The sequence below is a fragment of the Natrinema sp. LJW11 genome, assembly GCF_056135975.1.
The window spans coordinates 606916-630702 of record NZ_JBWBDM010000001.1 but is presented as its reverse complement, the minus strand read 5'-3'; the positions used below and the strand labels follow the sequence as shown (position 1 = coordinate 630702).

Sequence of the window (23787 nt, the reverse complement as noted above, 5' to 3'; positions counted from 1 at the left end):
CCGCTGACTTCGGCTCGACGAAGCTCACGCCTCGTCAACAACGCAAATCAGAGATTTGCGAGCCCGATGACGCTATCCGTCATCGAACAACACGGAGCAACGCTCCGTGAGCCCGACTCCGGCTCACGCCGCATCGAACATCTCGACACCGTCGGCCAGGTGCTCCTCGACGGCGTCGTCGTCGAGCGTGAGTCCGAGTCCGGGCTTTTCGGGCACTTCGGCGTAGCCGTTCTCGATGATGTCCTCCTCGACGAGGTCCGACCACCAGCCGAGTTCGTAGGAGTGATACTCCACCGCCAGCGAGTTCGGGATTGCCGCGCCGACGTGGATGCTGGCCATCGTTCCGATCGGCGAAGAGACGTTGTGCATCGCGACCGGCACGTAGTACATGTCCGCGAGGTCGGCGATCTTCCGCGTCTGGCGCATCCCGCCGACGCGGGGCACGTCCGGCGCGACGATGTCGACCGCCTGATTCTCGAGCAGCCGACGGTTACCGTGATTGCGGTAGACGTTCTCGCCGACGGTGATCGGCGTCGAGGTGCGTTTGGTGACCTCTTCTTGCACGTCGTGATTCTCCGGCGGGATCGGGTCCTCGAGCCACCAGACGTCGTACTCCTCGAGGCGCTCGGTGAGTCGGTGTGCGCTGCCGGCGCTGAACGACCAGTGGCAGTCGAACGCGACGTCGGCGCGGTCGCCGATGCGTTCGGTGACCTTCTCGACGATTTCGGCTTTGTGCTCGATTTCGGGCCCACGGAGATGACGGTTCGCGCGGTCCTTCTCGTGGCCGCTGGGGACGTCGAGGTCGAACTTCAGGGCGTCGTAGCCTAGTTCTTCGACGACGCGTTCGGCCTCGTCGGCGCAGGCGTCGGGGTCGGCCTCCTCCTCGGTGTGGCAGTCGCAGTAGATCCGCATCTCGTCGCGGTACTTACCGCCGATGAGCTGGTAGGCGGGCACGTCGAGAATCTTCCCCGCCACGTCGTGCAGTGCGAGTTCGATCCCGGAGATCGCGGAGATCGCTTTCCCGGAGATCGAGCCCTCGCCGGAGAGCTTCTGGACGAGGTGTTCGTAGAGTCGATCGATGTCGAGCGGGTTCTCGCCCTCGATGAAGGGAGCCATCCGCTCGATGATCTCCCGTTCGCCGACCCCCCAGTAGGATTCGCCGTTGCCGACGAGGCCGGTGTCGGTGTAGACGCGGACCAGCGTCCACGGGTAGTTTCCGTCGACGATGGTCGTCTGGACATCGGTAATTTCGACGTCGCGCGGCCCGCGGGAGTTGGTAACGCCCATCGTCTCCGCGGAGAGGTCGCGCATCGTATACTCTGCGTTCGGGTCGGACAGCTGTCTGTAATCCATCGACAGTCGTGAATCACGGCAGGTGCTACTAAAGCTTCCGTCTGAGCTGATCGCACGTCACTCATAAATCATCCGCGAGTACTCTCGCTCAACCGATCGACGGCGTCACCGAGTGGCAGGCCGCGTGAACGAGTCGTTCACCAATGCGGAACAGATGCGACGAATCGGGGAGACGACGCGTGACCATGCGCTATGAGTAAGTGAGGTTCAGCTCGATCACGTTCGCGGCGCTCTCGAGGAGTTCGGGGAGTTCGGTCTCGAACCGGTCGCCTTTCATGCGGCTCTTCGGCCCGGCGACGCTGAGCGCCCCGATCGGGCGGTCGTCGCGGTCCAGAACGGGGACGGCGACGCAACAGAGTCCGTCGATTCGCTCCTCTCGGTCGAACGCCACGCCGCGGTCCCGGATCGTCTCGAGTTCGGCCTTGAGCTCGTCGCGGTCGGTGATCGAGTGCGCGGTGTCGGCCGACATCCCGTGTTCGTCGAGGATTTCGTCGACGCGCTCCGCCGGGAGATGGGCGAGGATCGCCTTCCCCAGCCCCGTGTTGTGGAGCAGCACCCGGTGGCCGGTACTCGCCGCGACGTTGACGGCCTGATCGCCGCGCACCCGACAGACGTAGACGCCCTGTCCGTGCTCCTCGACCAGCAGGTTGACGAGTTCTCCGGTCTCGTCCGCGATCGCCTCCATCTCGGGGCGGGCCGTCTCGTAGAGATCGTCTCGCTGGCGCACGTACCGGCCGAAATCGAGGAATCGGAGTCCGAGATAATACGTCCCGTCCTCTTTGACGACGTACTCCTCCTGCTCGAGCGTACTGAGATAGTTGTATACGCTGCTTTTCGGTAGCTCGAGTTCGTTCGACAGTTCGGTGACCCCGGCCCCATCGAGTCGGCGTAACGTCTGGAGAATAGTGAACGTCGTGACGACCGATTTAACGGGATTGTTCGCTCGTTTACCCATACAGTGGCTAGATAGCGTTTAGTATAAATATTTGTGTGTTCAACATTCACGAACGGGCAACCCAGTATGACGACTGTGATTTCGGATACAGCGATGGTGGAGGGCCGACGAGTACTGCCGCTTCCGATATGTGAGTCTGCTGCACCGTCGCTCACAAACGAAACAACGGTTCGGCATGAATGAACGATCACTCTATACGGTTGTTCAGGGCCGGTACCGGTATATTACCCGACAGACGGAAATAAACGACCTCGCACGTCTATTCCCTAACCGACGAGGGAATACCCGAAAACGATACGGAAACGGGTCGTACGCGCGAGTAAGGGTTATCGATAGAAAACACCCCCTCTTCGACCTCCGTTCGTTATTACGTAACGTCCGGTGAGTTCGTTGAAACGAGACCGTGGCCGGTCGAAAAACGACCACTAGCCGGCTCGTAATGGTTGCGAACGCGGTTTCCAGTCGAACCGTCGATCGTTCTCCGGTATCGGCGACACTGTGATTACAAGCGTATGCCTGTAAGGAACAGCGGTCGACAGCAACGACCGACCGTTCGACGCGAGATCCGATCTGTATATTTAATAGATTATAGACAGTTCTCTAAAATCATAATAAGTCCATCATAAAGTCGGGTTTCGGGTCTTTAGCCGCACACGCCGGCCATAATATGCGCTACAATGCCATTCAGGGCCGTTTTAGGGCTAGATAGCTCGGTGTGCCATCTCCGGTCAATCGCTTCCTCGCGCCGTCGGAGCTATCGCTGAGTGGCATCGATTTCGACTCGAATCGGCTTCTTTCGTCACGTTCTTCCCCCTTTCGAGCGTTCTTCTGCAAACGTCCCCGCATCAACCGAATAAATATATTATCGCTTTCATATTTTTTCATATAGTCATTCAGAATAGGGTGTTCTGTTCGAGGCTTGAGGAGGCGGGGACGATAGCGAACGGATTCCCGAAGCCGTTCGTCCGATTCGACGGAGCCGTCCGACCTCGTCCCGATATCGTTTCAGCTTCACTGTACATCCGTATCCCGTTGTCGAGGTTGCTTCGGCACCGATCGGTATCGAAGGAATCCGGCCGGAACTCCGGCCCGTTCCACTCGAGCAACGGGGAACAACTCATGAGCAGTTTCTGATAACTCGACGGCGTACCGCCTACACTTTTATACTCGCTGCCACTACCGTTGGAACATGCGAGCAGCCGTACTCGAAGAACATGGGGAACCGCTGGCGGTCAAAGATGTCGACTATCCGGAGCCGGGAGCCGACCAGGTAATCGTCGAGACCGAGGCGTGTGGCATCTGTCGGAGCGACTGGCACGCCTGGCAGGGCGACTGGAGCTGGATCGGCGCGGGCGTCCCGGAAGGGCAGATCCTCGGCCACGAGCCCGCAGGCGTCGTCTCGGCGGTCGGGAGCGACGTCGAGACGCTCGCGGAAGGCGACCGCGTCGCGGTGCCGTTCCACCTCGGCGACGGCACCTGTCCGCACTGCCGCGAGGGGCGGGCGAACAACTGCGAGACGGTGCTTCCGCTCGGCCTCTCGGAGTACTCCCAGGGCGCGTTCGCGGAGGCGTTCCCCGTTCGGGAAGCCGACTTCAACTGCGTGAAACTCCCCGACGACGTCGGCTTCACTGAGATGGCGGGCCTCGGCTGCCGGTTCATGACGGCCTACCACGCGCTGGCCGACCGCGCCGACCTTCGACCCGGCGACTGGGTCGCCGTCCACGGCTGCGGCGGCGTCGGCCTCTCGGCGATCCACATCGCGGACGCGCTGGGTGCCCACCCGATCGCGATCGACCTCGTCGACGACAAACTCGAGCGCGCCGAGGAACTCGGCGCCCGGGAGACGGTCAACGTGACGGAGGTCGACAGTTCGGCCCAGGCGGTCCAGGCTATCACCGACGGCGGTGCCGACGTCTCGATCGACGCACTGGGCGTCGCCGATACCTGCAAGAACTCGGTCAACAGCCTCGGCACGCGGGGCAGCCACGTCCAGGTCGGGCTGACGACCGGCGAGGAGGAGGGCCAGATCGAACTCCCCGTCGACGTCATGACGATGCAGGAGATCGACTTCCACGGCTCCTTCGGGATGCCGCTGGTCCGCTACGAGGAACTGTTCAACCTGATCGCACAGGGCACCCTCGAGCCCGACAAGATCATCGGCGAGACGCTGTCGCTCGAGGAGGCACCCGAGACGCTCGCCTCGATGGACGACTACGGAACGGTCGGCATTCCGGTCATCACGGAGTTCTGAGCGCGAACGGGGATCGTCCCGCTCGGTTTTCACTGCTGGGCTCCGCCCCGAGAGCCGCAGCTCTCCGGTTTGCAGCCCGCGAAACCCGGGCGGGCGGGAACCGCCCTGGGCGTGAGAGACATGAGCGTACTCGAAGCGGGGGCGAGTCCACGTCCGAGCGATCCGGGCACGAACGCACGCAATCGGCCGGTCAGCGCACAGTTGGGCCGAGCGCGTACCCGGCGGGGAGTTACCACCCCGCAGATCGGACGTTGGGCGTGTTACACATTGTTATGCAGTCGCTTGGCCGCCGGTAGCGGCTCCGAACCGAACGCAAGCACCGTCTACTCCGATCGTAGCACCCAGCTACCGGGCGGTACTCGATACACCCCGGCCGTTGGGACTCACTCGTGTTGCCGAACCGGGCGGAACGGATTCGCGTGGCCGAACGGACGAACTCGAGGAGACGACCGGTCGGACCCTCGCCCCTCGCCCGCCTCGAGATCGGATGCAACCGGTCGACGGGCGGGAGGTGCTTGCTTGCGACGCCTCCAGAGGGATGGGGCTGCAACCCGTTCGGAATCGTATGAGTGACGACGACGGATCGCGACCGATTCGGATCGGTATCGTCGGACTGGGCTACATCGGGACCACCGTCGGTGGGCAGCTCCACCGTCACCCTGACGCGACCGTCCGAGCGGTCTGCGATCTCGATTCGGCGCTCCGCGACGAGGTCGGCCGCGGGTTCGGCGTGTCCGCAGATCGGCAGTACGCCGAGTACGAGACGATGCTCGCGGAGGCGTCCCTCGACGCGGTGCTCGTCGGGACGCCGCACACCCTCCACTCCGAACAAGTCGTCGCCGCCCTCGAGCACGACTGTCACGTCTACTGCGACAAACCGCTGACGACCGACCTCGAGCGAGCCCGCGACCTCGCGGATCGAGTCGAGCGAAGCGATCGGACCGTGATGGTCGGCTACCAGCGTCACCTCCAGACGGCGTTTCGAACGGCGCGCGAACGGTTCGCCGAGCGCGAACCGGAGTGGCTGACCGCCTCCATCACGCAGGGGTGGATCGACGACTCGCGGGGGACCTGGCGGCTCGATCCGGAGTTGTCCGGGGGCGGCTTCCTCTACGATACCGGCAGCCACGTCCTCGACGCCGTCTGCTGGACGACCGGCCTCGAGCCGGCGTCCGTCGCCGCGAGCATGGCGTTTCACGACGACGAGCAGCGAGTCGACCGCCGCGCTCACCTCGACGTTCGGTTCGAAAACGGTGCGACCGGCACGTTTTCGTTTCACGGCGACGCGCCGTCGGTCCGCGAGCACGTCCACCTCTGGGACGAAGAGGGTGCGGTCTACCTCGAGGGAACGCAGTGGGGGTCCCGAGAGGTCGTCGAAATCGACTCCGACGCCGGGGAGCACGTTCCCTACATCGATCCCCGCGACGAACGGACCCGGGCCGACGCGTTCCTGGAGAGCGTCAAACACGGAACCGAGCCGCCGGCGACGGTCCGGGACGCGCTCCGGGTGACGGCGCTGACCGAGGCGGCTTACGAGGCGGCTCGAACCGGTGATCGAGTTCCCGTCGACCGATGATCGTCGCTCCGCCACCGCATCGATGCGGCCGCGATCGGTTCGCTCCGACGGTCGCACCGATCGCGCTTCCCTCGGTTTCGTTTCGCCCTTCGGCGAACGGTCGTCGCCGCTCGGTTTCACCCCGATAAGTGAGAGGATAACCGTCTCGTTACGTCTGGAAAAGCGGCTTTTCGCCGATATGCACGTCGTCGAGTCATCGGGCCGATCCCGCCTCCGTCCCGGGGTACGAAACAGTTACTCTCCCTCGCTCGACCGAGAGCGACGGGGCGAGTCGTCCGGATCCCCGTTCGATGGCGGTCGGCAAGTAAGACCCTCATAGTCGTCTTCGCCTTTCGGTTACAAGCCGGATAACTACATCTGGTGCTGGCTATCGAACGAGTATGATCACCTGCACTAACTGCGAGACCGCCCAGTTCCTGCAGATCACGCAGAGTCGCGTCTACTTCGAGGACGGCGAAATGATAAACGAGATCTCCGAGACGTACGAGTGCACCCTGTGTGGGGCGACCGGCCAGTACGTCTACGACGACGATAGCGAGGAAGAGACAGTCACCGGCGAGGTCGAGCACACGACCGAACGTCCAAAGTACGCCTGACCATCGCCCTCCCCTCTCGGGGGAACGGAAACGGGCGAACCGAACTGGGTCGGACGGTTACGAGTGCAGTAGTGACGGTTCTCTCTCCGTCGATCGCATCGTCCCGTCGTCGTTTGCCGCGTTCGATCGTCTCGGTCCTGTCAGCAGTCTCGAGTCGAAGGTCTCGAGATCGCATCAATTCGACGGCTCGTCTCCGTCCTCGGCGTCCTCGTGGGAGCGACCGACACTGAGCTCGTCGAACGTGGTGCGGTCCTCCTCGAGTTCCGGTCGATCGTACTGGCGTCGGCTGACGGCCGCGTTCCGGCGGGTGGCGTCCCACTCTTCGAAGAGGCCGTACTCCGTCATCGTCTCCATGCCGGCGATGGCCGCCGTGAGCTTGATCCCGACCAGCGGGATCTCCGCGACGGAGACGATCACGTCGGCACGGAGGATCGCACCGTCTCTGAGCAACACGTCGAGCACGTCGACGAGCGCGTCGTCGTTCTTCTGCGGCCTCATGGCTGTTGGTTTGCCGGTTCGCCCGCTGCGCTCCCGCCGCCTAGTTCCGGTGCGAACGTGTACGGCGGCCACGGTCCCGTGAACCTGACTTCGAGACCCTCGTTCGACGCCACGTCGTCGAGTATCGAGCCGATGGCTTCCTCGTCGTCCTCGTGGGCCAGCAGCGTGAGCCGGCAGAGGGTTTCGCCGTCGGCCGACGCGCTCGAGTCCCCGCCCGTCCCCGACTCGCTCTCGGCCATCTCGTCCGAGAGTTTCGCGCTCGGAGATCGCTCGAGCGCGTGGACCTCCCGCGCGTTTGCGGCCAGTCGCTCCTCGAGGTCGGCGGTCAGCGATTCCCGCCGCGCGGCCCGGATCTCCGTCAACCGCTGGTCGAACTTCTTCTCGAGCAGGAACGCCGTTCCCTCCTCGGAGCCGCCGATCCGCTCGTCGAGTTCGCGCAGTCGCTCGTCGCGTTCGACCAGCGCCTCGTCGCTGATCGGATCGATTTCGACGACTTCGACGCGGTACTCCCAGTGGTCTTCCAGTCCGGAGAGCGCCTGCTCGAGGGTCTCGGACTCCTCGCGGAGCCACTCGCGGACGGCGGCGTCGTCGCCGCGCAGAATCGTATCGAACTGGAACGGAACCGGCGTTCCGAAGGCCTGTCCCGCCTCGTCGACGACCGTCTGATGGCGGACGAGCCAGCGGCGGATCTGTGCGAGGTCCGCCGAGTCGTAGAGACCGTCGCACGCGTGAACGACGGCTCCGATTCCGTCTTCGACGATAACCGAAACGGGCTCGCCGTCGACGCCGGTCGTCTCGAGGGCGGCGGCCTCGTCGGCCCTCACGAGACAGTACAGGTAGCGCCCCTCGTCGATAGACGGTGTCTCGGCGCGCTCGCCGGCCGGTTGCTCGTCGAGCCCCTCGAGCCGTTCGGCGGCACCGTCACCGTCGTTCGCGCCGTCGGAGCTCATTCGCCCTCACCTCCGAACACGGAGTAGCCCGGTTTCTGCGTGGCGGTCGGCTCGCCGTGCAGTTGTTCGATCGCGTCGTTGACCAGCCCGTCCAGATCGCCCCGGAGATCGTCGACCCCGTCCTCGATCTCCTCGTCGGCTTTGAGCTGTTCGATCTCGGCCTCGATGGTCGCGAGCTGGCTTCCGAGGCGTTCGATCTCCTCGTCCGAGAGGTTCCCCGACTCCATGCGGCGGACCGCCTCGCGCTCGAGGGCGTCGATCAGAATTTCGACGACGGTGATGACCAGGGTAACGAGCCCCTGTCGCGCGTCCTCGCCGTCGCCGACGTCGATCGACGTCACGATCCGTCACCCTCCGCTTCCGGGGTGGCCTCGTTCTCCGCTGACTCCTCGTCAGCCGACTCCGCTTCGTTCTCGCTCGAATCCGCGTCGGATTCCGACTCATCGCTGAGCAGGTCGAATCCGCCGCTGGTCGGTCGATCGGGGTTCGGTCTGGCCCCGAGGCGCTCGCTCACCAGCTCTTCGTCGCTGCCGGCGGTGTTACTCTCGGTCGACTCGCCGCCGTCCGCGTCGCGGTCGCCGCTGTCGGCGTTCGATTCGCCGTCAGCGTCGTCTTCGTCGGCGGTGACGTTGACCCCTCGAGTCGAGTCGATCACCGGATTCGGCCGGTCCGCCTCCGCGAGTTCGGGATCGTCGACCGCCTCGGCGACGCGGCGCATGTCCGTCCCCTCGGGGAACTCGAGGCCGTACTTCGCCGCGGTCTCGAAGGAGGCGATCGCGGCCCGGACCTGCACGCCGAGCAGCTGGGTGTCGCCGATCGAGACGGCGATATCGGCGTTGATGACGATCCCCTTGTCCAGGAGCATCTCGACGACCTCGGCGAGGTCGGCCTGCTGCCGACTGGGCTGGAACTCATCGACCATGGCACTCACCTCCGGCGTCGCTCCGCTCGGGGCCGTAGTCAGTCGTCCTCCCCTCACAGCCGTTCGGTCGCCGCGGTAGTGGGTCATTCATTGTTCTTTCTCCGCTGTCGTTCCCGCTCGAGTTCGAACCGGCGGCCGTAGATCCGTTTCCGCGTCGGTGCGGTCGAGAGCTTGACCGCTTGGGGCACCGTCGAGTAGCGCGCACCGCCACCGAGATCGTTTCGTTCGATCGGAATCGTCGACGACGCCGTCGGATTTCGCGAGTTCGTGCTCGTGTCCTGCCGGCGCATCTTCTCGCGGTTGAACTCGTAGAGTCGTTCGAACGTCTCGTGCGTCTCGAGCAGCGCCGACCGGAAGGCGTCGATGCCTTCCATCGCCTGCTGCTGGATCGCCGCCTGGTAGGCCGCCGGGTCCTCGGCGACGTCGATGTCGCCGAGCGCTTCCTTCGCAGCGGAGCCGGCGTCCATTCCCGTGTCGAGCACGCCGTCCCCGTCTTCGCCCTCGAGGAGGCCATCGCCATCGTCGTCGCCGTTCGCGACATCCGACACGGCGTCTTCGACCATCCCGGCGTCGTCGCCGTCCTCGAGGTCGTCCACGGCGTCGTCGAGTTCGCGCTTGTTCTCCCAAACGTCGGTCAAATCCGCGGCGTTCCAGGCGCTCAGCAGGTCGATCGCGTCGAACAGCTCCGTGAAATCGACGAGTTCGGTGACGCCGTCGTCCTCGTTCGCCAGCACGTCGGGAATTTCGCCGAGTTCGATGGCGTCGAGGAGTTCGTCCCCGTCGACCGCCTCGGGTAGATCGCTGAGATCCATCGCCTCGAGCAGTTCGCCGACTTCCTCGGCGACCCGAACGAGATTGTCGAGGTCGCCGACGACCGTCTCGAGGGTGTCGTCGTCGAGGTCGTCGATCGCGCCGCTCTCGTCGAGGATCTCCTCGAGTCGACCGAGGCTCTCGGTCGCGTCCTCGAGTAGCGCGTCGAACGTCTCCTCGGATTCGGCGTCACTCATCGTCTCCCTCCGTCTCCTCGGTGCTCGACCGGTCCGTCGGCTCCGGCCTGATCTGGACGGTGAGCACCCCGTTCTTGATCGTCGCTTGCGATTCCGTCTCGCGCCAGGGAACCTCGATACGATCGAGTTCGGAGTCCTCGACGGCGATGACGAGCATCGAGTCGTCGAAGCCGACCGTGACGGCGTCCGGATCGGCACCGGCGACGTCCGCGGTGACGAGCAGTTCGTCGTCGTGGCTTCGAGTCGCGACGTGGTGATCGCTCGAGGGACCCGACGATCGGATGCGTCGTTTTCGCGATCGATCGCTGTTCCCACCTCGCGATCCGTCGTCGCCGAACGGATTCCGTCCGAGCGGCGAATCGTCCGCGAGATCGTCGCCCGATCGGATCGAGATGTCGTAATCGAAGATCGTTCGATCGCCGCGGTGACGACCCGAACGCGACGCCGGGCCGTCATCGAGCGACTCCAGGGCGGACAGCAGGCTCGAGAGCCAGTGATCGTTCTCGTCGATCTGGCTGTCGTCGGTTCGGTGCTCGTCGGATCGATCGTCGTCCGGTTCGTCGCGGTCGTCGTTCGGGGGTAGTTCGCTCATTATCGTTTCACCTCTACGCGGCCGCTCGACAGTCGCTCGTGGACTTCGCGGGCGGTCTCGAGCTCCGCCTCGAGTTCCTCCTTGCGACGCTGATACTCCGCCTCGGAGCGTTCGCCGAGTTCGTACAGTAGTTGGTTCTCTTTGAGTTCACCCTCGAGGGCCTCCACGTCGTACATCTCGTCGAGCGCGATGGAGTGGAGCGCGTCGACGATGCCGACGAACGGCCGGAACAGGAGGTCGTCGAGGATGAACATGGTTACTGTTTGGCTCCGATTTTCACGTCGACGAAGCTGTAGGGTGCGAACGGCCCCGTATACTGGACCATCAGCTCGTCGTGGTCGTCCTCGAAGTCGGCGACCGCGTCGTCGAACGTCTCGCGTTCGTCCTCGTCGACGAGGTACGAGCGGTTCAGGACGAGCCGGTCGCTGAACAGGTCGTTTTCGACGGACTGTGCGGCGATGGGCTCGAGGCGGTCCGCGACGTCCGCCTCGATCGTCTCGCGGTCGACGTCGGCGTCTTCCTCGCGGACGAGTTTGAGTCCGAGTTCGATCTTGCCCTCGATGTCGTTCATCGCGCGTCGGAACGCCGGTCGCGCCCCCCGAAGGACGTTCTTCAGCGCCCGATCGCTCTCGAAAGCCATCCCGAACTGCATGGGGACGACGGTCGTGCCGCCGTCGTACGCCATGATCTCTCGGAGGACGTCGTCGTGGATCTGGGCGTCCTCGTCCGTCTCCTCGGGATCGGTCGTGTCGATATCCGAGACGACGGCGCCGAGGCGCCGGTGTGAGATCGTGTAGACGCGGTCGGCACCCGCGACCGCGTCGGTCTCGAATTCGACGGTATCCGACTCGACGACGCCGTAGACGTACCGGTTATTCATCGGTAGATCACTCGTTGGTTACTCATATCGTTGTCTCGTCGCTGATTCGAGCCCGGTGGTCGTCGCCCGTCGGCACCGCTCCGTATCCGAGACGCGCGTACCGCTCCTCGAACCCGTGGTATCCGTGAGAGACGCGGTTCGATAGACGCGTGCGTGATCCGTTCGGTTCGGTGATTGAACATCTGGATGACATGGGGCTGCGATAGCTGTGCTCCTCGCGGCCGCTGTGCGCGCCGTGTCGAGCACTCGAGTATCGTCACGGATAGTTCGGTTCCCCGGCGGGTTATCGTGGTGCTTGCAGCTGCAACCCGCGGTATCACCCGAACGAATCGCGATGCCGACGACCGCCGGTATCGGGAGTTAAGACGGTGAGAGACCGCCGCGAGAAAGGGGGACTTGCAGTCGCAGTGCGAGTCGTGTTACGAGACGGCGCTCAAACGGAAGATGGTATGTCACAACGAACACCCGATTCCTCGAGTCTGGCAGAAGTACTCGATCGCGTCCTCGACAAGGGCGTCGTCATCGACGTCTGGGCGCGCATCTCCGTCGTCGGGATCGAATTGCTGACGATCGAGGCCCGCGTCGTGGTGGCCTCGGTCGACACCTTCCTGCACTACGCGGAGGAGATCGCAAAAATTGAGCAGGCCACGGCGGAGGGCGACCTCGACGAACTCGAAGAGCTCGAGGTCGAGCCCCGCCCCGAATCGTCGCCGAAATCGGCGGAATAACTCCCCATGGCCGACGACACTTCGCGCAAGCGCAAGGTCCGTGTCAAGAAGATCACGGCCAGCCGCGAGCAGAAGAACGGTCGCAAAGCGAAGAAAGAGCTCGCGCGAACGGCACCGAACGCAGGCGAACGAAACGGCGACAGCCCCCTCTCCGATCCCGAAACGGTCGTCCCCGACCCGTTCGTCGAGACCGACGCGGTCCGGTCGCTGCGCGATCGGATCGACGGCTGGCTCGAGGCGGACCAGCCGGTTCACCTGATCGGGCCGACGGGCTGTGGCAAGACGGCGCTCGCGCTGTCGGCCGCGGCGGAGCGGGGCCGGCCGGTCGTCTGGCTCAACGGCGACGAGGCGGTCGACACCGCCGCGCTCGTCGGCTCCCACGCCGGCGGCGAGCGGTACGAGGAGAACGATCAGTTCGTCAGCGGCGTCAGCAAGAAGACGGAGATCGTTCGCGAACGCTGGGTGGACAACCCGCTGTCCGTCGCGGTGCGAGAGGGCGCGACGCTCGTCTACAACGAGTTCTCGCGCAGCGACCCCGCCGCCCACAACGTGCTCCTCTCGGTCTTCGAGGAGGGCGTCCTCGAGCGGCCGGGCAAACGCGGCGACGATCGGACGATCGACGTCCACCCCGAGTTCCGGGCGATCCTCACGTCCAACGACGTGGAGTACGCCGGCGTCCACGAACAGCAGGACGCGCTGCTCGATCGGTTCATCGGCGTCCGCGTCGACTACTACGACGACGAGACCGAGCGCGAGATCGTCGCCGCCCACGTCGACCTCTCCGACGACGAGATCGCGACCATCGTCGACACGACGCGGGCGCTTCGCGACGAACTCGAGATCGTGGTCGGCACGCGCGCGGCGATCACGGCCGCGAAGGGGCTGACCGTCTTCGACGGCCACGCCGAGAGCGACGAGGACGGTGAGTTCGGCGACGAAGCGCTGGCGAACGTCTTCACGGACGTCCTGGCGCCCAAGATGGTCGGCGAGAACGACGGCGACGTCGACGACCTGCGATCGCAGATCACCGAGACGATCTGAGCTACCACGGCGGCGATCGGATCGATCCGAGCGAACCACAAACTGAACCAAACCCAAGCCAATGGCCGAAGCCGACACCCAATCACAGGAGCAGTGCAAGGCACGTACCACGGACGGCGAGCGCTGCTCACGGCCGGCACAGGACGACGGCTTCTGCTACCAGCACGACGAGAGTGATCAAACAGTGAGCGACAGTCAGACAACCCAAGAGGAAGAACAGGCCGACCAAACGGACGACGCGGCCGAAAGCGGCGACGTCGAGCAGCCCCGATCCCGCGGGACGACGACGATGACCGCGGAGGAGAAGACCGACCCCGAGGAGGTCGACGAGGCGGCCGACATCGAACAGGAGGAGATCGCGGGCATCCTCGCGGTCCGCAACACCGTGCAGTCGACCGCCGGGCAACTCATCGGCCACGAGTTCGACGGCGTCAGCGAGATCTCACCGACCGACGACGGCTGGCGCGCCGTCGTCGAGGTCGTCGAACGCCGAGCCGTCCCCGATACCCAGGACATTATCGGCCGCTACGAGATCGAACTCGACACGGACGCCACCGTCCACGGCTACCGCCGACTCGACCGCTACCGGCGCGGCGACACCGCCGAGTTCGAGTAACGGCCGATCGGTGCTCGTCCGCTCGAGCGAGACCCGTTCGCTCGAGGCCGCTCGAGTGGTAACGCCGGCCGCTGTCGCTCACTCCCGTCGGGCCCTTTTCGTCGTGATTTTTCACCGTGTGATCGCTCAGATCGAGGGGCCGCCGTCGGCGGCGAGTGCCGATCACTCGTCGGCGTCAGGTAATTCGACTTAGTATACACACGATGCTCGATGGTTCGTGCGCATATCCGGGGGGATCAAATTCCGTCGACTACAACCTGAGGGACAGTTGAAGCGGAACGGTGGTTCACAATCTTCTATTCACTCGCAAATTTGCTGAACACCGCGATGACTACGTGTGCGAACTGAACGCTGGACTTCCCGCCAATTTCAGATACTGTCCGTAGCGTCGTACAAGATACGGAGCGCAAATTTGGCAGTCACTCGTGATCTGCTGGTCGAAGTAAAAGATACTCGCCCTTCTCAACAGTAATGTGAAAGTCGCTGTAGACGAATTTGACTATCCCATTTTCCTGTGACTCACAGAGATCATCCAGCAGTTCTGGATCAATCGTCCTATATAACGGACTCAATTCCCACGGCTCACACTCTTTTAGCGAGCTTACAGCATGGATAGCTGCCATACTCACAGATTCACCCTCCGGAATTTCGTACTCAACCAGCAACTGCTGATCCGGATCTTCGAGTCCCATTATCGATTTCAGTGGTTGTAACTAGATAAATACCGAGTTTGAAAGTGTAACCGAAGCGCTTGATCAGCAGGTATACCGGGTGATTGATTCAAAGGTCCCACGGCGAAACAATCAAACCTGACGTGCTGAACTCATCCTCTGTCTCTCGCATACTTCTACTGACGCCCGCCAGATAATTTGTCGAGGCTGTCCTGAATAGAACGCGCAACTGTGGCTCGAGTTTCAGGCTCTTCAACGAAAGATGGTTGATTTCGAACAACTCGCGCGTTGTTGAGGTATTTAAGCCAACGGAAGATTTCGGTCTTTGCAAGAATTGACTGGAGTTCCGTAAAACTGTTTGACGTATAATAATCATCTAGCTAATATATAATAATGATCGACAATGCTTTCCGCGGGAGTATGGGTGAACACGATAGTGGGTCACTCGGAGAACGGTCGTTCGAATCAACTCCTCGCCGCAGGTTCCTGGCCGGTGCTGCGGGTACGTGCCTCCTTTCGGGAGTCGGTACCGGGATAGCTACCGGTGGCGAAAGTGACGGAGACGCAGAACCGAGTGCGGGTGAAGAACTGTGGCGAGTCGATTTCGACAATTCGGACTACCTTCGTGGGCCTTCCTTGTCATCCGTAGCGGATGGTACACTCTTTGTGAGTAACCCCGATGCCGTTTACGCACTGTCCGCATCGACGGGCGACGAAGAGTGGCAATTCGGCGTCGACGACACGAGATTTCACAATTCGCCCATCGTGGTTGATGGCACCGTCTTCGCGACGACTGACGATTCCTTCGGTCGGGAAGTGGATGACGGAAACGGAGCCGCAGTGTACGCGTTGGATGCAGACACGGGCGAACAGAAGTGGCAGTTCGACGACTACGATGAGACCGTCGCACCGATACACGTGGCGGAGAACACCGTCTTCATCCCGAAGCAATTTTGCGTCGCCGCGGTGGACGCGGCCACCGGAGAACACCAATGGGACTTCAAGGTCGGCTACGGTATAAATCACCATTACCTCGGAACGGACTTCTTCGCCGAAACGGACGACGGCACGCTCTACGTTTCTGATTTCGAAGGGAACGTGTTTGCCGTGGACGTGGCTAGCGGCGAGGAAGAATGGCGCGCCGACGTCGGTAGCCAAGCAACGACCGAACTCTCGGTGGTCGATGATACGCTATTCCTCGGGGCGTTCGGCAGTGAAACTGGCCAGGCGGACGACTTCGACGTTCAGTACTACGTTTCAGCGCTGGACGCGACCACCGGCGAGGAACGGTGGCGGTTCACGGTGAATCCGGAACCCGGTACCGAACGATCGAGACTCGAGTTCGTGACCGTGTTCGACGACACCCTGTATGCCGGGACGGAGGATTGCGTCGACCATCCGGCGTGTGCCAGCCTGTACGCCATTGATGCGGTTTCGGGGGAGAAAAAGTGGCAATTCGAGGCGGATAATTCCGTCGGCACGGTGACGCAGGTCGATGGCACGCTCTATGTCGGAACGGCGTTTTGGCGAGGCGACGATAGCGTCGTTCACGCGATCGAGCCGGAGACGGGCAGGGAACAGTGGAGTTTTCTCGCCGGTAATCTATTGCTCTCGCCGATAACCGTCGTCGAAGATACCCTCTATGTCGTCAGCAGAACTGACACGGACTTCGAGGACGCCTATCGGTTGAACGCACTGGATGCGGCCACCGGCGACGAACAGTGGAACTTTATTGCCGATACCGACGTTAGCGAGCCGAGATTCGCAGGTGGTTCCGTCTTCGTTTCAACCGACAGTACATCAGTGCACGCACTGGATGCGGGGGGAGAGGGGGCAAACGAGGAGACTTAGAATTAGCGACGATTCGAGCGGGCCCGAACACGACCACGAACCGCGGCGCGCGTTCTGCGTGCCGCGCAATGGCCCTGTCCCTATAGGGGCACTAGCGCTTCAGGCGAACTGATCCTGGAGCCAACTCACACTCCCATCCGACCACAACACCGAAGCATCCCCTCGTCGTCGAGCCACTCGTGCAATCGATCGGAGGCCACGCCGTCCACGGCGTCGACGTCGGTCCGGAAACCCGGTGTGCCCACTACGACACCGACCGCGACGTCGTCGCGTTCGAGTTCGCCTGCTGCGAGCGCTACTATCCCTGTTTTCGGTGCCACGAGGAAACGACGGACCACGAGGCCGTGCCGTGGCCTCGAGCCCGGTTCGACGAACCGTCCGTGCTGTGTGGCAGTTGTGGGACCGAACTGACCGTCCCCGACTATCTCGCGGCCGACTACAGCTGTCCGTCCTGCGACGCTCGGTTCAATCCCGGCTGTGCAAACCACGCAGAGCTGTACTTCGAGACGGCGGATTCGGACCTCGAGTGACCGGACCGACTCGAGTCACCCGCACACCTCGAGCGTCCGAACTCAGTCGTCGGCCGGAACCGCTCGCGAGTCGGTCTCGGCGGCTGACTCGTCGGCCAGCGCCGCTTCGACCCGCTGGGGCAGTTCGTTGACCATCGAGCGGCCGTCCTTCTCGCGAACGACGAGTCCGTCCTCCTCGAGCGCCGCGAGGTGATGGGACACCGTGCTCGGGTCGCGCTCGAGGGCGTCCGCGAGCCGGGCGTTGGGTGCGCGCCCGAACTCGGCGATCGTCTCGAGCACCTCCCGCTTTGCGGGTTCCGCGAGGGCGGCTAAGAGTTCGGCGTCGTCGTCCTCGAGGAAGTAGCGGCGCTTGCCGTTGACCTTGCGCGCGGTCACCAGCCCCTCGTCCTCGAGGATGCGGACGTGATGGCGAACCGTCGAAAGGGGCACCTCGGTTCGGTCGCTGACCGCCGAGAGGTACGCGCCGGGTTGCGTCCGAACCGTCTCGTAGATCGCCTCTCGGCGATCGTGCTCGAGCGGGTCGGAGTCGTCGTACCGGCTGTACCGGAAGATCGGTAAGAGCTTCCAGAGGTCCGACACTGCTCGTCGGAGCCGGTCCGTCTGACGGAGGTGACGGAGCCAGCCGGCGGTCGCCGTGCTCGCTCCCCCGGCGGCCCCGGACGCGCCGGCCCCGGCGGCCCCGCCGGTTCCGCTCGCCGCGACACCGGACGCGGAAATCGCACCCAGCATCCCGACGAGGATCGCGTTCGTGGCCGCTTCGCTCGTGCTCGGTGGCTCGACGGGACCGGCGGCACCGCCGATCGCTTGCTCGAGCCGTCCGTCGATTCCGGGTACTGTGTCAATGGCGTCCTCACCCGTTTCGGTGACGGTCTCGTTGACTATCACCGTCGTCTCGTCGACAGTTCCGTTGACGGTTATAGTCGTCTCGTTGACGGTTCCATCGACGGCTGCCGTCGTGTTAGTGACCGTCTCGTTGGCAATCGTCGTCGTGGCAGTGACGGTCTCATCGACGGTCTCCGCCGTTTCTTCGGCCGCGGTATCGACGGGTTCCGTCGTGCTCGAGGCGGTGTCGTTGACCGTCTCCGTCGTCTCCGCGGTCGCATTTTCTACGGCGTCGTCCGTGTCGTCGGTGGTGTTTTCGGGACGTTCAGTCGTACTCTCGAGATCCTCGCTGGCGTTTTCGGTCGAATTCGTCGCTCCGTCGTCGGTCGTTTCGAGCGAGTCCGCCGACGCCGTCGCGACCGAGCCGACGCTCGCCGCTCCGGCGACGGCACCCGTGACTGCGCCGCCGAGGAGCACGGCGGCGACGAGACACGCGACGACGCGGACCGCGACCGACGAATCCGACCTCATAGCTGTTGTGAACCCATGATCGATGGATAGTAATACCTTTTCTCGTTCGTGACAGTCGCGCGACCTAACAGCTATTGTCGCCGCTGACAGTCACCGGACGCCCGATCGCACGACAGTATCGCGGTTCGGAGCGGAGCGGTTCGAAGCGAACAGTTGAGCGAGAACCGCGAGGCGAATAGCGCGGGATCGAAGATCCCGCGAGCCGTGAGCGACCGTCGGGAGCGAGAACCGCGCATCGTGCGATCGGTGCGCAAATCGCTTTAGTTGGTACGGGTGGCTCTCGAGCCCGAAACCCGGCCGATCCAGCAAGGTATTTCAGCGTTGGGCGGCCGAATTCACGTATGGATCCGGCGCTTGGCCCTCCCGAGGAGATGGCCGAGATACGCGACGAGCTGACGCCGATGATGCGTCAGTATCACGATCTCTGTGCACGTTACGACGACGCGATCGTGCTCTTTCAGGTCGGGGACTTCTACGAAACCTTTTGCGGCGCGGCCGAACGGACTGCGCGGCTGCTCGAGATCGCGCTGACCAGCCGGGAGGACAACACCGGCGAGTATCCGATGTCCGGCATTCCGATCGACAACGCCGAGTCGTACATCGAGTCGCTGCTCGAGGCCGGCTACCGGGTCGCGGTGGCCGATCAGGTCGAGGAACCCGGCGAGACGTCGGGCGTCGTCGAACGCGCGGTGACGCGCGTGATCACGCCCGGGACGCTCACCGAGGACGAACTGCTCGCCGGCGACGACAACAACTTCGTGGCCGCGCTCGCTCGCGGCGACGCAGCCGCCGGCGAAGACCGCGATCTCGCGCTGGCGTTACTCGACGTGTCGACGGGCGACTTCCTCGCCACGAGTTCCACCTCGAGGGAGTCGATCGTCGACGAAGTGAGTCGGTTCGATCCCGCGGAGGCCGTCGTCGGCCCGGACGCGCCCGCCGATCTCGTTCCCGACGACTGTATGGTCACGCCGTACGACGCGAGCGCGTTCGACCGCGAGCGGGCGGGCGAAAAACTCTCCGCGTACTTCCGCAACCCCGATGCGCTGCTCGCGAGCGACGCCGAGATTCGGGCCTGCGGCGCGGTGCTCGCCTACGCGGAGTACGTCCGCGGCGGCACACACGTCGGCGAACGCGGTGCAGCGGACGACGAGACCGAGGACGATTCCGGAGCCGCCGACGGTATCGAGAGCGACGACGCACACCTCGAGTACCTCACCCACCTCACGCGGTACGATCCCCGGGAGTACCTGCTTCTCGACGCCGTCGCCCTGCGAAGCCTCGAGCTGTTCGAACCCCGCGCCGTTCACGGGCGGGACGAGGCGACGCTGGTCGGCGTGCTCGACGACACCGCCAGCGCGCTCGGCGGCCGAAAGCTCAGGGACTGGCTCCGGCGGCCGCTGCTCGAGCCCGACCGGATCCAGGCGCGGCTGGACGCCGTCGAGGAACTCACGAACGCGGTCCAGACGCGCGAGCGGTTGCACGATCGGCTGCGCGAGGTCTACGATCTCGAGCGGCTGATCGGCCGGATCTCCCGCGAGCGGGCGAACGCGCGAGACCTGCGGTCGTTGCGAGACACCCTCGCCGTCGTCCCCGACGTTCGCGAGGAGCTGGCCGACGCGGACTGCGACCGCCTCCGGCGGCTCCACGCCGCGCTCGATCCGCTGGCCGACGTCCGCGAGCTGATCGAGGACGCCATCGTCTCGGACCCGCCGATCGAGATCACCGAGGGGGACATCATCGCGGAGGGGTACGACGACGATCTCGACGACCTTCGCGGGACCGCTCGCGACGGCAAGCGGTGGATCGACGACCTCGAGGAGCGCGAGCGCGAGCGGACCGGGATCGACTCGCTGAAAGTCGGCTACAACTCGGTTCACGGCTACTACATCGAGGTGACGAACCCGAACCTCGAGTCGGTGCCCGACGACTACCAGCGCCGCCAGACCCTCAAGAACTCCGAGCGGTTCGTCACGCCGGAACTCAAGGAGCGCGAGGATCAGATCGTCGGCGCGGAAGAGCGCGCGGACGAACGCGAGTACGAGCTGTTCTGCGAGGTCCGTCGGGACATCGCCGAGGAGGTCGAGCGCGTCCAGGCGCTCGCCGAGGCGCTCGCGACGCTGGACGCGCTCATCTCCCTCTCGAGCGCCGCGGCCCAGTACGACTACTGCCGACCGGAAATCCTCGAGCGTAACGGGAGTCAGACCCTCGAGATCGAGGGCGGCCGCCATCCCGTCGTCGAGCGGACGCAGGAGTCGTTCGTGCCGAACGACGCCCGTTTCGCGCGCGATCGGCGGCTGGCGGTCATTACGGGGCCGAACATGTCCGGCAAGTCGACCTACATGCGACAGGTGGCCCAGATCGTCCTGTTAGCCCAGGTCGGGAGCTTCGTCCCCGCCAGCGCGGCCCGGATCACGCCGGTCGACAGGATCTTCACCCGCGTCGGTGCCAGCGACGATATCGCCGGCGGGCGATCGACGTTCATGGTGGAGATGGACGAACTCGCGACGATCCTGCGGGAGGCCGACGAGCACTCGCTCGTCCTCCTGGACGAGGTCGGACGTGGCACCTCGACGGCCGACGGGATGGCCATCGCGCAGGCGATCACCGAACACCTCCACGACGCGGTCGGCGCGACGACCCTCTTCGCGACCCACCACCACCCGCTGACCGAACTCGCCGACGACCTCGAGGCCGCGTTCACGCTGCACTTCGAGGTCGATCAGCGAGACGGGGAGGTCGTCTTTCACCACGAAATCGCGCCCGGCGCGGCGACGGGCTCGTACGGCGTCGAGGTCGCGACCGCGGCCGGCGTCCCCGACTCCATCGTCGACCGCGCGCGGACCCTGGTCGCGGACGCGGAAGACGGCGACCTCGAGGCGGGCGCCGACGCCGACGCGGATACCGAGACGGTCGAGGATACGGCGCTCGAGTCAGACGACGGATCGGCGTCGACGGCTACCGCAGACGGGGGGAATGTGCCGACCGATGTGGCCGCGGAACTCCGCGCGCTCGATCTCGCACACCTCACGCCCGTCGAGGCGCTGACGGAACTCGACCGGCTGAAGCGGTTGCTCGAGGAGTGAGGCTGGCACTTCCTCTCAGCCGTCGTCGACCAGGGGTTTCTGATAGACGAGGAGGTCGAAGGGATCGTCGAACGCCTCGATCCGTTCGCGGTGGACTTCTTCGAAGCCCTGCGCTTCGTAGAGTCGGCGCGCTGCGGTTTGTTTCGCCATCGTATCGAGTACGATCCGTGCGGCACCCTGCGACCGAGCGCGCCGCTCGAGTTCCCTGTAGATCCGGCGGCCGTATCCTCGTCGCTGATAGTCGGGGTCGACGCGCATTCGAGTGAGTTCGACTGCGCCGTCCAGCAGGCCGGGAACGATCTCCGCGATGTAGTCCGTCTCTTCGACCGGACGAAATCCGCCCATCGCGACGATGCTTCCGTCTCGGTCGCCGACGAGGAACTCCCCATCACCGTCGACGTACGTCTCGAGAACCCGCTCGAGATCGGTATCCGAAACGTCGTCGACGTAGGCTCCCGCGTCCTGCATGGCCGTTTCGTGTAGCTCACGGACTCGATCGCCGTCTTCCGGTCGATATCGACGGATCGTCGGATCGTCCCCCATATTTGAATAGTGAGTGCGAGATCCGAAAATAACAACGGTTCGGTACATCACGGGCTGCAGTGACCAGCACAATACCCAACTGTCCCGGTGCTGTCGTGGTTTTCATGACATATCGAACGACGATCGGGTGGTCGCTCATCACGTCGGGTATCGTCACGCTGTTGCTGGCGTATCTCCCGGGACAGTCGTGGATGTGGGGAATCGGACTGCTAGTGCTGGGTGTCGTGGTATTCAGTATTCGCCGGTAGCATCTGCTCTGACCGGAACGCGATCAGGTCAACGATTATAGGCTCTGTTGAGATCCTCAGTGTCCGACAGAATCTGCGTGCTGAATAGAGAGAGTATCGGTCACCACCGGTGATCCAACTCCGAGTTAGGACGAGTTAGACCGCGTGAAATGGAGACGTTCGCGAGACTGGCCCCTCTCAGATACGGGGGCCGACACCGAACTTAACTACGACTGCTGAAGGAGTCCATCCACCGATCCGGAACGGCTCCGACGAGGCTGCTGCTGCCGCGCTGTCGACGTCAGGTGGTCGACGACGTACTCTGCATCCCTGCCGACGCCGGTGAACAGCCCTGACGTCATCGCGTACAGGAAAAACAGGCCGACGAAGTATACTCCAGGCTCGTCCGGGATGACGCCGCGCACGTGGACGGGCTCCTTGGGCTGTTCCTTCCCGTCGAAGATTGGGAGGTCTATCCACGAAAAGTCAGGCCGGAAGCCAGTGCACCAGATGACGTTCTCGACGTCGAGAACGTCGTCGCCCTCGACGACGGGGCAACCGTCGCGGACGCCGGTCACGCGAGGCACCCGTTCAACGCCGGCTGCGGCCAGGTCACTCGGCTTCGTGCGCACCAGCGGGCCGCCCTGTGAGAGTACCTTCGGGCGGATACGGCGCCCGATCGGCGTCCCCGTCGTGAAGATCCGGTGGAAGAGCACGCGCATCACGAACGGGACCCCGAGGTGGCGGCCGACCCACGAGTCGATGTGAAACGGTACGTGGCCGACATCTCGGCCCGACAGCCACGTTTCGTGCTCGGAGGCGACAGCGAGGTCCCGGTGGGACCTCTGGCTCACGGCGCCGGAGGCGCCGTAAACAGGGCGAGACGCTCCGCGTCTCGCTTGCTGCCGGCTCGAAGCGCCGGCGATGTCGAGGGCGATCTCGGCACCTGAGTTGCCCGCCCCGACGACGAGCACGTCCCCGTCCTGGAGCTGATTGGGGTTGCGGTAGTCGCTCGTATGCAACTGGACGACGTCATCGGAGAGTTCCGCCGCGAAATCCGGGACCGTCGGGACCTGATAGCTCGCCATCGCCACCACGACGTTGTCCGCCTCGATCCGTCGGTCGCCCGCTGTGACGAGGAAGCCATCGCCGCTCCGTTCCAGTCCGTCCACGCGGACGCCGAGTTCGACGGGCAGGTCGAACCGCTGAGCGTAGGCTTCTAGGTAGTCTCCAACCTCGTCCTTCGTGGGGAAAGCGTACGGTGAGCCCGGATAGTTCATCCCCGGGAGGCTCGAGTAGCGGGCGGGCGTGAACACCCGGAGAGAGTCCCAGCGAACCCGCCACGCGTCGCCGACGCGGTCGCTCGCGTCGAGGATGACGAAGTCCCGGTCGCGGCGCTGCAGGAAGTACCCGGTTGCCAGTCCGGCTTGACCGCCACCGATAATGACTGTGTCGTGTCGTTCGGTCATGGTTTCGTTCCCTGGTAAGCGTACGCGCCGGAGGGAAGTGATGATGCCGCGTGCAAGATTTCACGCCCTGAAATCTCGCATCGGCCGGGTGCCTG

General features: G+C 64.0%; 24 protein-coding genes. 10 read left to right on the top strand and 14 right to left on the bottom strand.

Annotated elements, in window-relative coordinates:
* Nucleotides 1–123: 123 nt before the first annotated feature.
* Complete coding sequence (locus AC0QDI_RS03115) at nucleotides 124–1359, bottom strand: mandelate racemase/muconate lactonizing enzyme family protein (protein ID WP_474665653.1); 1236 nt, start codon at nucleotides 1357–1359, stop codon at nucleotides 124–126.
* A gap of 184 nt (nucleotides 1360–1543) precedes the next feature.
* Nucleotides 1544–2308, bottom strand: coding sequence for an IclR family transcriptional regulator (locus tag AC0QDI_RS03110; protein WP_474665131.1), 765 nt, complete (start codon nucleotides 2306–2308; stop codon nucleotides 1544–1546).
* Between the two features lie 1189 nt (nucleotides 2309–3497).
* Between AC0QDI_RS03110 and AC0QDI_RS03105 the strand changes: the two genes are divergently transcribed.
* The 3 genes from AC0QDI_RS03105 to AC0QDI_RS03095 all read left to right on the top strand — a co-directional run bounded on the left by AC0QDI_RS03105 (nucleotide 3498) and on the right by AC0QDI_RS03095 (nucleotide 6731).
* Nucleotides 3498–4559 carry a zinc-dependent alcohol dehydrogenase family protein gene (locus AC0QDI_RS03105; protein ID WP_474665129.1) on the top strand — a complete coding sequence of 354 codons (1062 nt, stop codon included), beginning with the start codon at nucleotides 3498–3500 and terminating at the stop codon, nucleotides 4557–4559.
* Between the two features lie 565 nt (nucleotides 4560–5124).
* Nucleotides 5125–6135, top strand: a complete 1011-nt coding sequence (locus tag AC0QDI_RS03100; protein WP_474665127.1) for a Gfo/Idh/MocA family protein — start codon at nucleotides 5125–5127, stop codon at nucleotides 6133–6135.
* Between the two features lie 380 nt (nucleotides 6136–6515).
* Entirely contained in the window at nucleotides 6516–6731 is a 216-nt protein-coding gene (locus AC0QDI_RS03095) for a hypothetical protein (protein WP_098726923.1), read from the top strand.
* A 174-nt stretch (nucleotides 6732–6905) separates the two neighbouring features.
* On the opposite strand, the gene gvpM is transcribed toward AC0QDI_RS03095, so the two are convergent.
* The 8 genes from gvpM to AC0QDI_RS03055 all read right to left on the bottom strand — a co-directional run bounded on the left by gvpM (nucleotide 6906) and on the right by AC0QDI_RS03055 (nucleotide 11580).
* Nucleotides 6906–7229, bottom strand: coding sequence for a gas vesicle protein GvpM (gvpM, locus tag AC0QDI_RS03090; protein ID WP_474665125.1), 324 nt, complete (start codon nucleotides 7227–7229; stop codon nucleotides 6906–6908).
* On the bottom strand, nucleotides 7226–8179 hold the full coding sequence (gvpL, locus tag AC0QDI_RS03085; protein ID WP_474665123.1) for a gas vesicle protein GvpL: 954 nt from the start codon (nucleotides 8177–8179) through the stop codon (nucleotides 7226–7228). Before gvpL ends, gvpM begins: the two co-directional genes overlap by 4 nt.
* On the bottom strand, nucleotides 8176–8520 hold the full coding sequence (locus AC0QDI_RS03080; protein WP_474665121.1) for a gas vesicle protein K: 345 nt from the start codon (nucleotides 8518–8520) through the stop codon (nucleotides 8176–8178). The genes gvpL and AC0QDI_RS03080 overlap by 4 nt, the downstream gene beginning before the upstream one ends.
* On the bottom strand, nucleotides 8517–9101 hold the full coding sequence (gene gvpJ, locus AC0QDI_RS03075) for a gas vesicle protein GvpJ (protein ID WP_474665119.1): 585 nt from the start codon (nucleotides 9099–9101) through the stop codon (nucleotides 8517–8519). Before gvpJ ends, AC0QDI_RS03080 begins: the two co-directional genes overlap by 4 nt.
* A gap of 83 nt (nucleotides 9102–9184) precedes the next feature.
* Entirely contained in the window at nucleotides 9185–10108 is a 924-nt protein-coding gene (locus tag AC0QDI_RS03070) for a hypothetical protein (protein ID WP_474665117.1), read from the bottom strand.
* On the bottom strand, nucleotides 10101–10700 hold the full coding sequence (locus tag AC0QDI_RS03065; protein WP_474665115.1) for an Hsp20/alpha crystallin family protein: 600 nt from the start codon (nucleotides 10698–10700) through the stop codon (nucleotides 10101–10103). Before AC0QDI_RS03065 ends, AC0QDI_RS03070 begins: the two co-directional genes overlap by 8 nt.
* Complete coding sequence (gvpF, locus tag AC0QDI_RS03060; protein ID WP_474665113.1) at nucleotides 10700–10954, bottom strand: gas vesicle protein GvpF; 255 nt, start codon at nucleotides 10952–10954, stop codon at nucleotides 10700–10702. The genes AC0QDI_RS03065 and gvpF overlap by 1 nt, the downstream gene beginning before the upstream one ends.
* Before the next feature lie 2 nt (nucleotides 10955–10956).
* A complete protein-coding gene (locus AC0QDI_RS03055) occupies nucleotides 10957–11580 on the bottom strand; it encodes a GvpL/GvpF family gas vesicle protein (protein WP_474665111.1) in 624 nt (207 codons plus the stop codon).
* 449 nt (nucleotides 11581–12029) lie between these two features.
* Between AC0QDI_RS03055 and gvpA the strand changes: the two genes are divergently transcribed.
* The 3 genes from gvpA (at nucleotide 12030) to gvpO (ending at nucleotide 13965) form a co-directional block, all read left to right on the top strand.
* Nucleotides 12030–12308 carry a gas vesicle protein GvpA gene (gvpA, locus tag AC0QDI_RS03050; RefSeq protein ID WP_098726914.1) on the top strand — a complete coding sequence of 93 codons (279 nt, stop codon included), beginning with the start codon at nucleotides 12030–12032 and terminating at the stop codon, nucleotides 12306–12308.
* A 6-nt stretch (nucleotides 12309–12314) separates the two neighbouring features.
* Nucleotides 12315–13349: a gas vesicle protein GvpN gene (gvpN, locus tag AC0QDI_RS03045; RefSeq protein ID WP_474665109.1), complete on the top strand. Its 1035-nt coding sequence runs from the start codon at nucleotides 12315–12317 to the stop codon at nucleotides 13347–13349.
* A gap of 61 nt (nucleotides 13350–13410) precedes the next feature.
* Nucleotides 13411–13965: a gas vesicle protein GvpO, halophile-type gene (gene gvpO / locus AC0QDI_RS03040; protein WP_474665107.1), complete on the top strand. Its 555-nt coding sequence runs from the start codon at nucleotides 13411–13413 to the stop codon at nucleotides 13963–13965.
* 419 nt (nucleotides 13966–14384) lie between these two features.
* Here gvpO and AC0QDI_RS03035 read toward each other — a convergent pair whose 3' ends face one another.
* Nucleotides 14385–14657 carry a HalOD1 output domain-containing protein gene (locus tag AC0QDI_RS03035; RefSeq protein WP_474665105.1) on the bottom strand — a complete coding sequence of 91 codons (273 nt, stop codon included), beginning with the start codon at nucleotides 14655–14657 and terminating at the stop codon, nucleotides 14385–14387.
* Between the two features lie 513 nt (nucleotides 14658–15170).
* Between AC0QDI_RS03035 and AC0QDI_RS03030 the strand changes: the two genes are divergently transcribed.
* Together AC0QDI_RS03030 and AC0QDI_RS03025 are read left to right on the top strand one after the other, a co-directional pair.
* Nucleotides 15171–16487 carry an outer membrane protein assembly factor BamB family protein gene (locus AC0QDI_RS03030; protein WP_474665651.1) on the top strand — a complete coding sequence of 439 codons (1317 nt, stop codon included), beginning with the start codon at nucleotides 15171–15173 and terminating at the stop codon, nucleotides 16485–16487.
* 179 nt (nucleotides 16488–16666) lie between these two features.
* Nucleotides 16667–17017: a CHY zinc finger protein gene (locus AC0QDI_RS03025; RefSeq protein ID WP_474665103.1), complete on the top strand. Its 351-nt coding sequence runs from the start codon at nucleotides 16667–16669 to the stop codon at nucleotides 17015–17017.
* Between the two features lie 42 nt (nucleotides 17018–17059).
* Here the strand turns inward: AC0QDI_RS03025 and AC0QDI_RS03020 are convergent, their stop codons facing one another.
* Nucleotides 17060–18370: a winged helix-turn-helix transcriptional regulator gene (locus AC0QDI_RS03020; RefSeq protein ID WP_474665101.1), complete on the bottom strand. Its 1311-nt coding sequence runs from the start codon at nucleotides 18368–18370 to the stop codon at nucleotides 17060–17062.
* Between the two features lie 341 nt (nucleotides 18371–18711).
* Between AC0QDI_RS03020 and mutS the strand changes: the two genes are divergently transcribed.
* Entirely contained in the window at nucleotides 18712–21453 is a 2742-nt protein-coding gene (gene mutS, locus AC0QDI_RS03015) for a DNA mismatch repair protein MutS (protein ID WP_474665099.1), read from the top strand.
* A gap of 15 nt (nucleotides 21454–21468) precedes the next feature.
* Here the strand turns inward: mutS and AC0QDI_RS03010 are convergent, their stop codons facing one another.
* The gene (locus AC0QDI_RS03010; protein ID WP_474665097.1) at nucleotides 21469–21996 is read right to left on the bottom strand and encodes a GNAT family N-acetyltransferase; all 528 of its coding nucleotides are present in this window, start codon (nucleotides 21994–21996) and stop codon (nucleotides 21469–21471) included.
* Nucleotides 21997–22100: 104 nt separating this feature from the next.
* On the opposite strand from AC0QDI_RS03010, the gene AC0QDI_RS03005 reads away from it, so the two are divergent.
* The gene (locus AC0QDI_RS03005) at nucleotides 22101–22244 is read left to right on the top strand and encodes a hypothetical protein (RefSeq protein ID WP_474665095.1); all 144 of its coding nucleotides are present in this window, start codon (nucleotides 22101–22103) and stop codon (nucleotides 22242–22244) included.
* A 206-nt stretch (nucleotides 22245–22450) separates the two neighbouring features.
* Here the strand turns inward: AC0QDI_RS03005 and AC0QDI_RS03000 are convergent, their stop codons facing one another.
* On the bottom strand, nucleotides 22451–23692 hold the full coding sequence (locus AC0QDI_RS03000) for a flavin-containing monooxygenase (protein ID WP_474665093.1): 1242 nt from the start codon (nucleotides 23690–23692) through the stop codon (nucleotides 22451–22453).
* Nucleotides 23693–23787: the final 95 nt, after the last annotated feature.

What these genes read in the sequence shown, in the direction of transcription:
- AC0QDI_RS03110 (WP_474665131.1), bottom strand. Translation starts at nt 2,308, where the DNA reads ATGGGTAAACGAGCGAACAATCCCGTTAAATCGGTCGTCACGACGTTC.
- AC0QDI_RS03105 (WP_474665129.1), top strand. Translation starts at nt 3,498, where the DNA reads ATGCGAGCAGCCGTACTCGAAGAACATGGGGAACCGCTGGCGGTCAAA.
- AC0QDI_RS03100 (WP_474665127.1), top strand. Translation starts at nt 5,125, where the DNA reads ATGAGTGACGACGACGGATCGCGACCGATTCGGATCGGTATCGTCGGA.
- AC0QDI_RS03095 (WP_098726923.1), top strand. Translation starts at nt 6,516, where the DNA reads ATGATCACCTGCACTAACTGCGAGACCGCCCAGTTCCTGCAGATCACG.
- gvpM (WP_474665125.1), bottom strand. Translation starts at nt 7,229, where the DNA reads ATGAGGCCGCAGAAGAACGACGACGCGCTCGTCGACGTGCTCGACGTG.
- gvpL (WP_474665123.1), bottom strand. Translation starts at nt 8,179, where the DNA reads ATGAGCTCCGACGGCGCGAACGACGGTGACGGTGCCGCCGAACGGCTC.
- gvpJ (WP_474665119.1), bottom strand. Translation starts at nt 9,101, where the DNA reads ATGGTCGATGAGTTCCAGCCCAGTCGGCAGCAGGCCGACCTCGCCGAG.
- AC0QDI_RS03070 (WP_474665117.1), bottom strand. Translation starts at nt 10,108, where the DNA reads ATGAGTGACGCCGAATCCGAGGAGACGTTCGACGCGCTACTCGAGGAC.
- AC0QDI_RS03065 (WP_474665115.1), bottom strand. Translation starts at nt 10,700, where the DNA reads ATGAGCGAACTACCCCCGAACGACGACCGCGACGAACCGGACGACGAT.
- gvpF (WP_474665113.1), bottom strand. Translation starts at nt 10,954, where the DNA reads ATGTTCATCCTCGACGACCTCCTGTTCCGGCCGTTCGTCGGCATCGTC.
- AC0QDI_RS03055 (WP_474665111.1), bottom strand. Translation starts at nt 11,580, where the DNA reads ATGAATAACCGGTACGTCTACGGCGTCGTCGAGTCGGATACCGTCGAA.
- gvpA (WP_098726914.1), top strand. Translation starts at nt 12,030, where the DNA reads ATGTCACAACGAACACCCGATTCCTCGAGTCTGGCAGAAGTACTCGAT.
- gvpN (WP_474665109.1), top strand. Translation starts at nt 12,315, where the DNA reads ATGGCCGACGACACTTCGCGCAAGCGCAAGGTCCGTGTCAAGAAGATC.
- gvpO (WP_474665107.1), top strand. Translation starts at nt 13,411, where the DNA reads ATGGCCGAAGCCGACACCCAATCACAGGAGCAGTGCAAGGCACGTACC.
- AC0QDI_RS03035 (WP_474665105.1), bottom strand. Translation starts at nt 14,657, where the DNA reads ATGGGACTCGAAGATCCGGATCAGCAGTTGCTGGTTGAGTACGAAATT.
- AC0QDI_RS03020 (WP_474665101.1), bottom strand. Translation starts at nt 18,370, where the DNA reads ATGAGGTCGGATTCGTCGGTCGCGGTCCGCGTCGTCGCGTGTCTCGTC.
- mutS (WP_474665099.1), top strand. Translation starts at nt 18,712, where the DNA reads ATGGATCCGGCGCTTGGCCCTCCCGAGGAGATGGCCGAGATACGCGAC.
- AC0QDI_RS03010 (WP_474665097.1), bottom strand. Translation starts at nt 21,996, where the DNA reads ATGGGGGACGATCCGACGATCCGTCGATATCGACCGGAAGACGGCGAT.
- AC0QDI_RS03005 (WP_474665095.1), top strand. Translation starts at nt 22,101, where the DNA reads ATGACATATCGAACGACGATCGGGTGGTCGCTCATCACGTCGGGTATC.
- AC0QDI_RS03000 (WP_474665093.1), bottom strand. Translation starts at nt 23,692, where the DNA reads ATGACCGAACGACACGACACAGTCATTATCGGTGGCGGTCAAGCCGGA.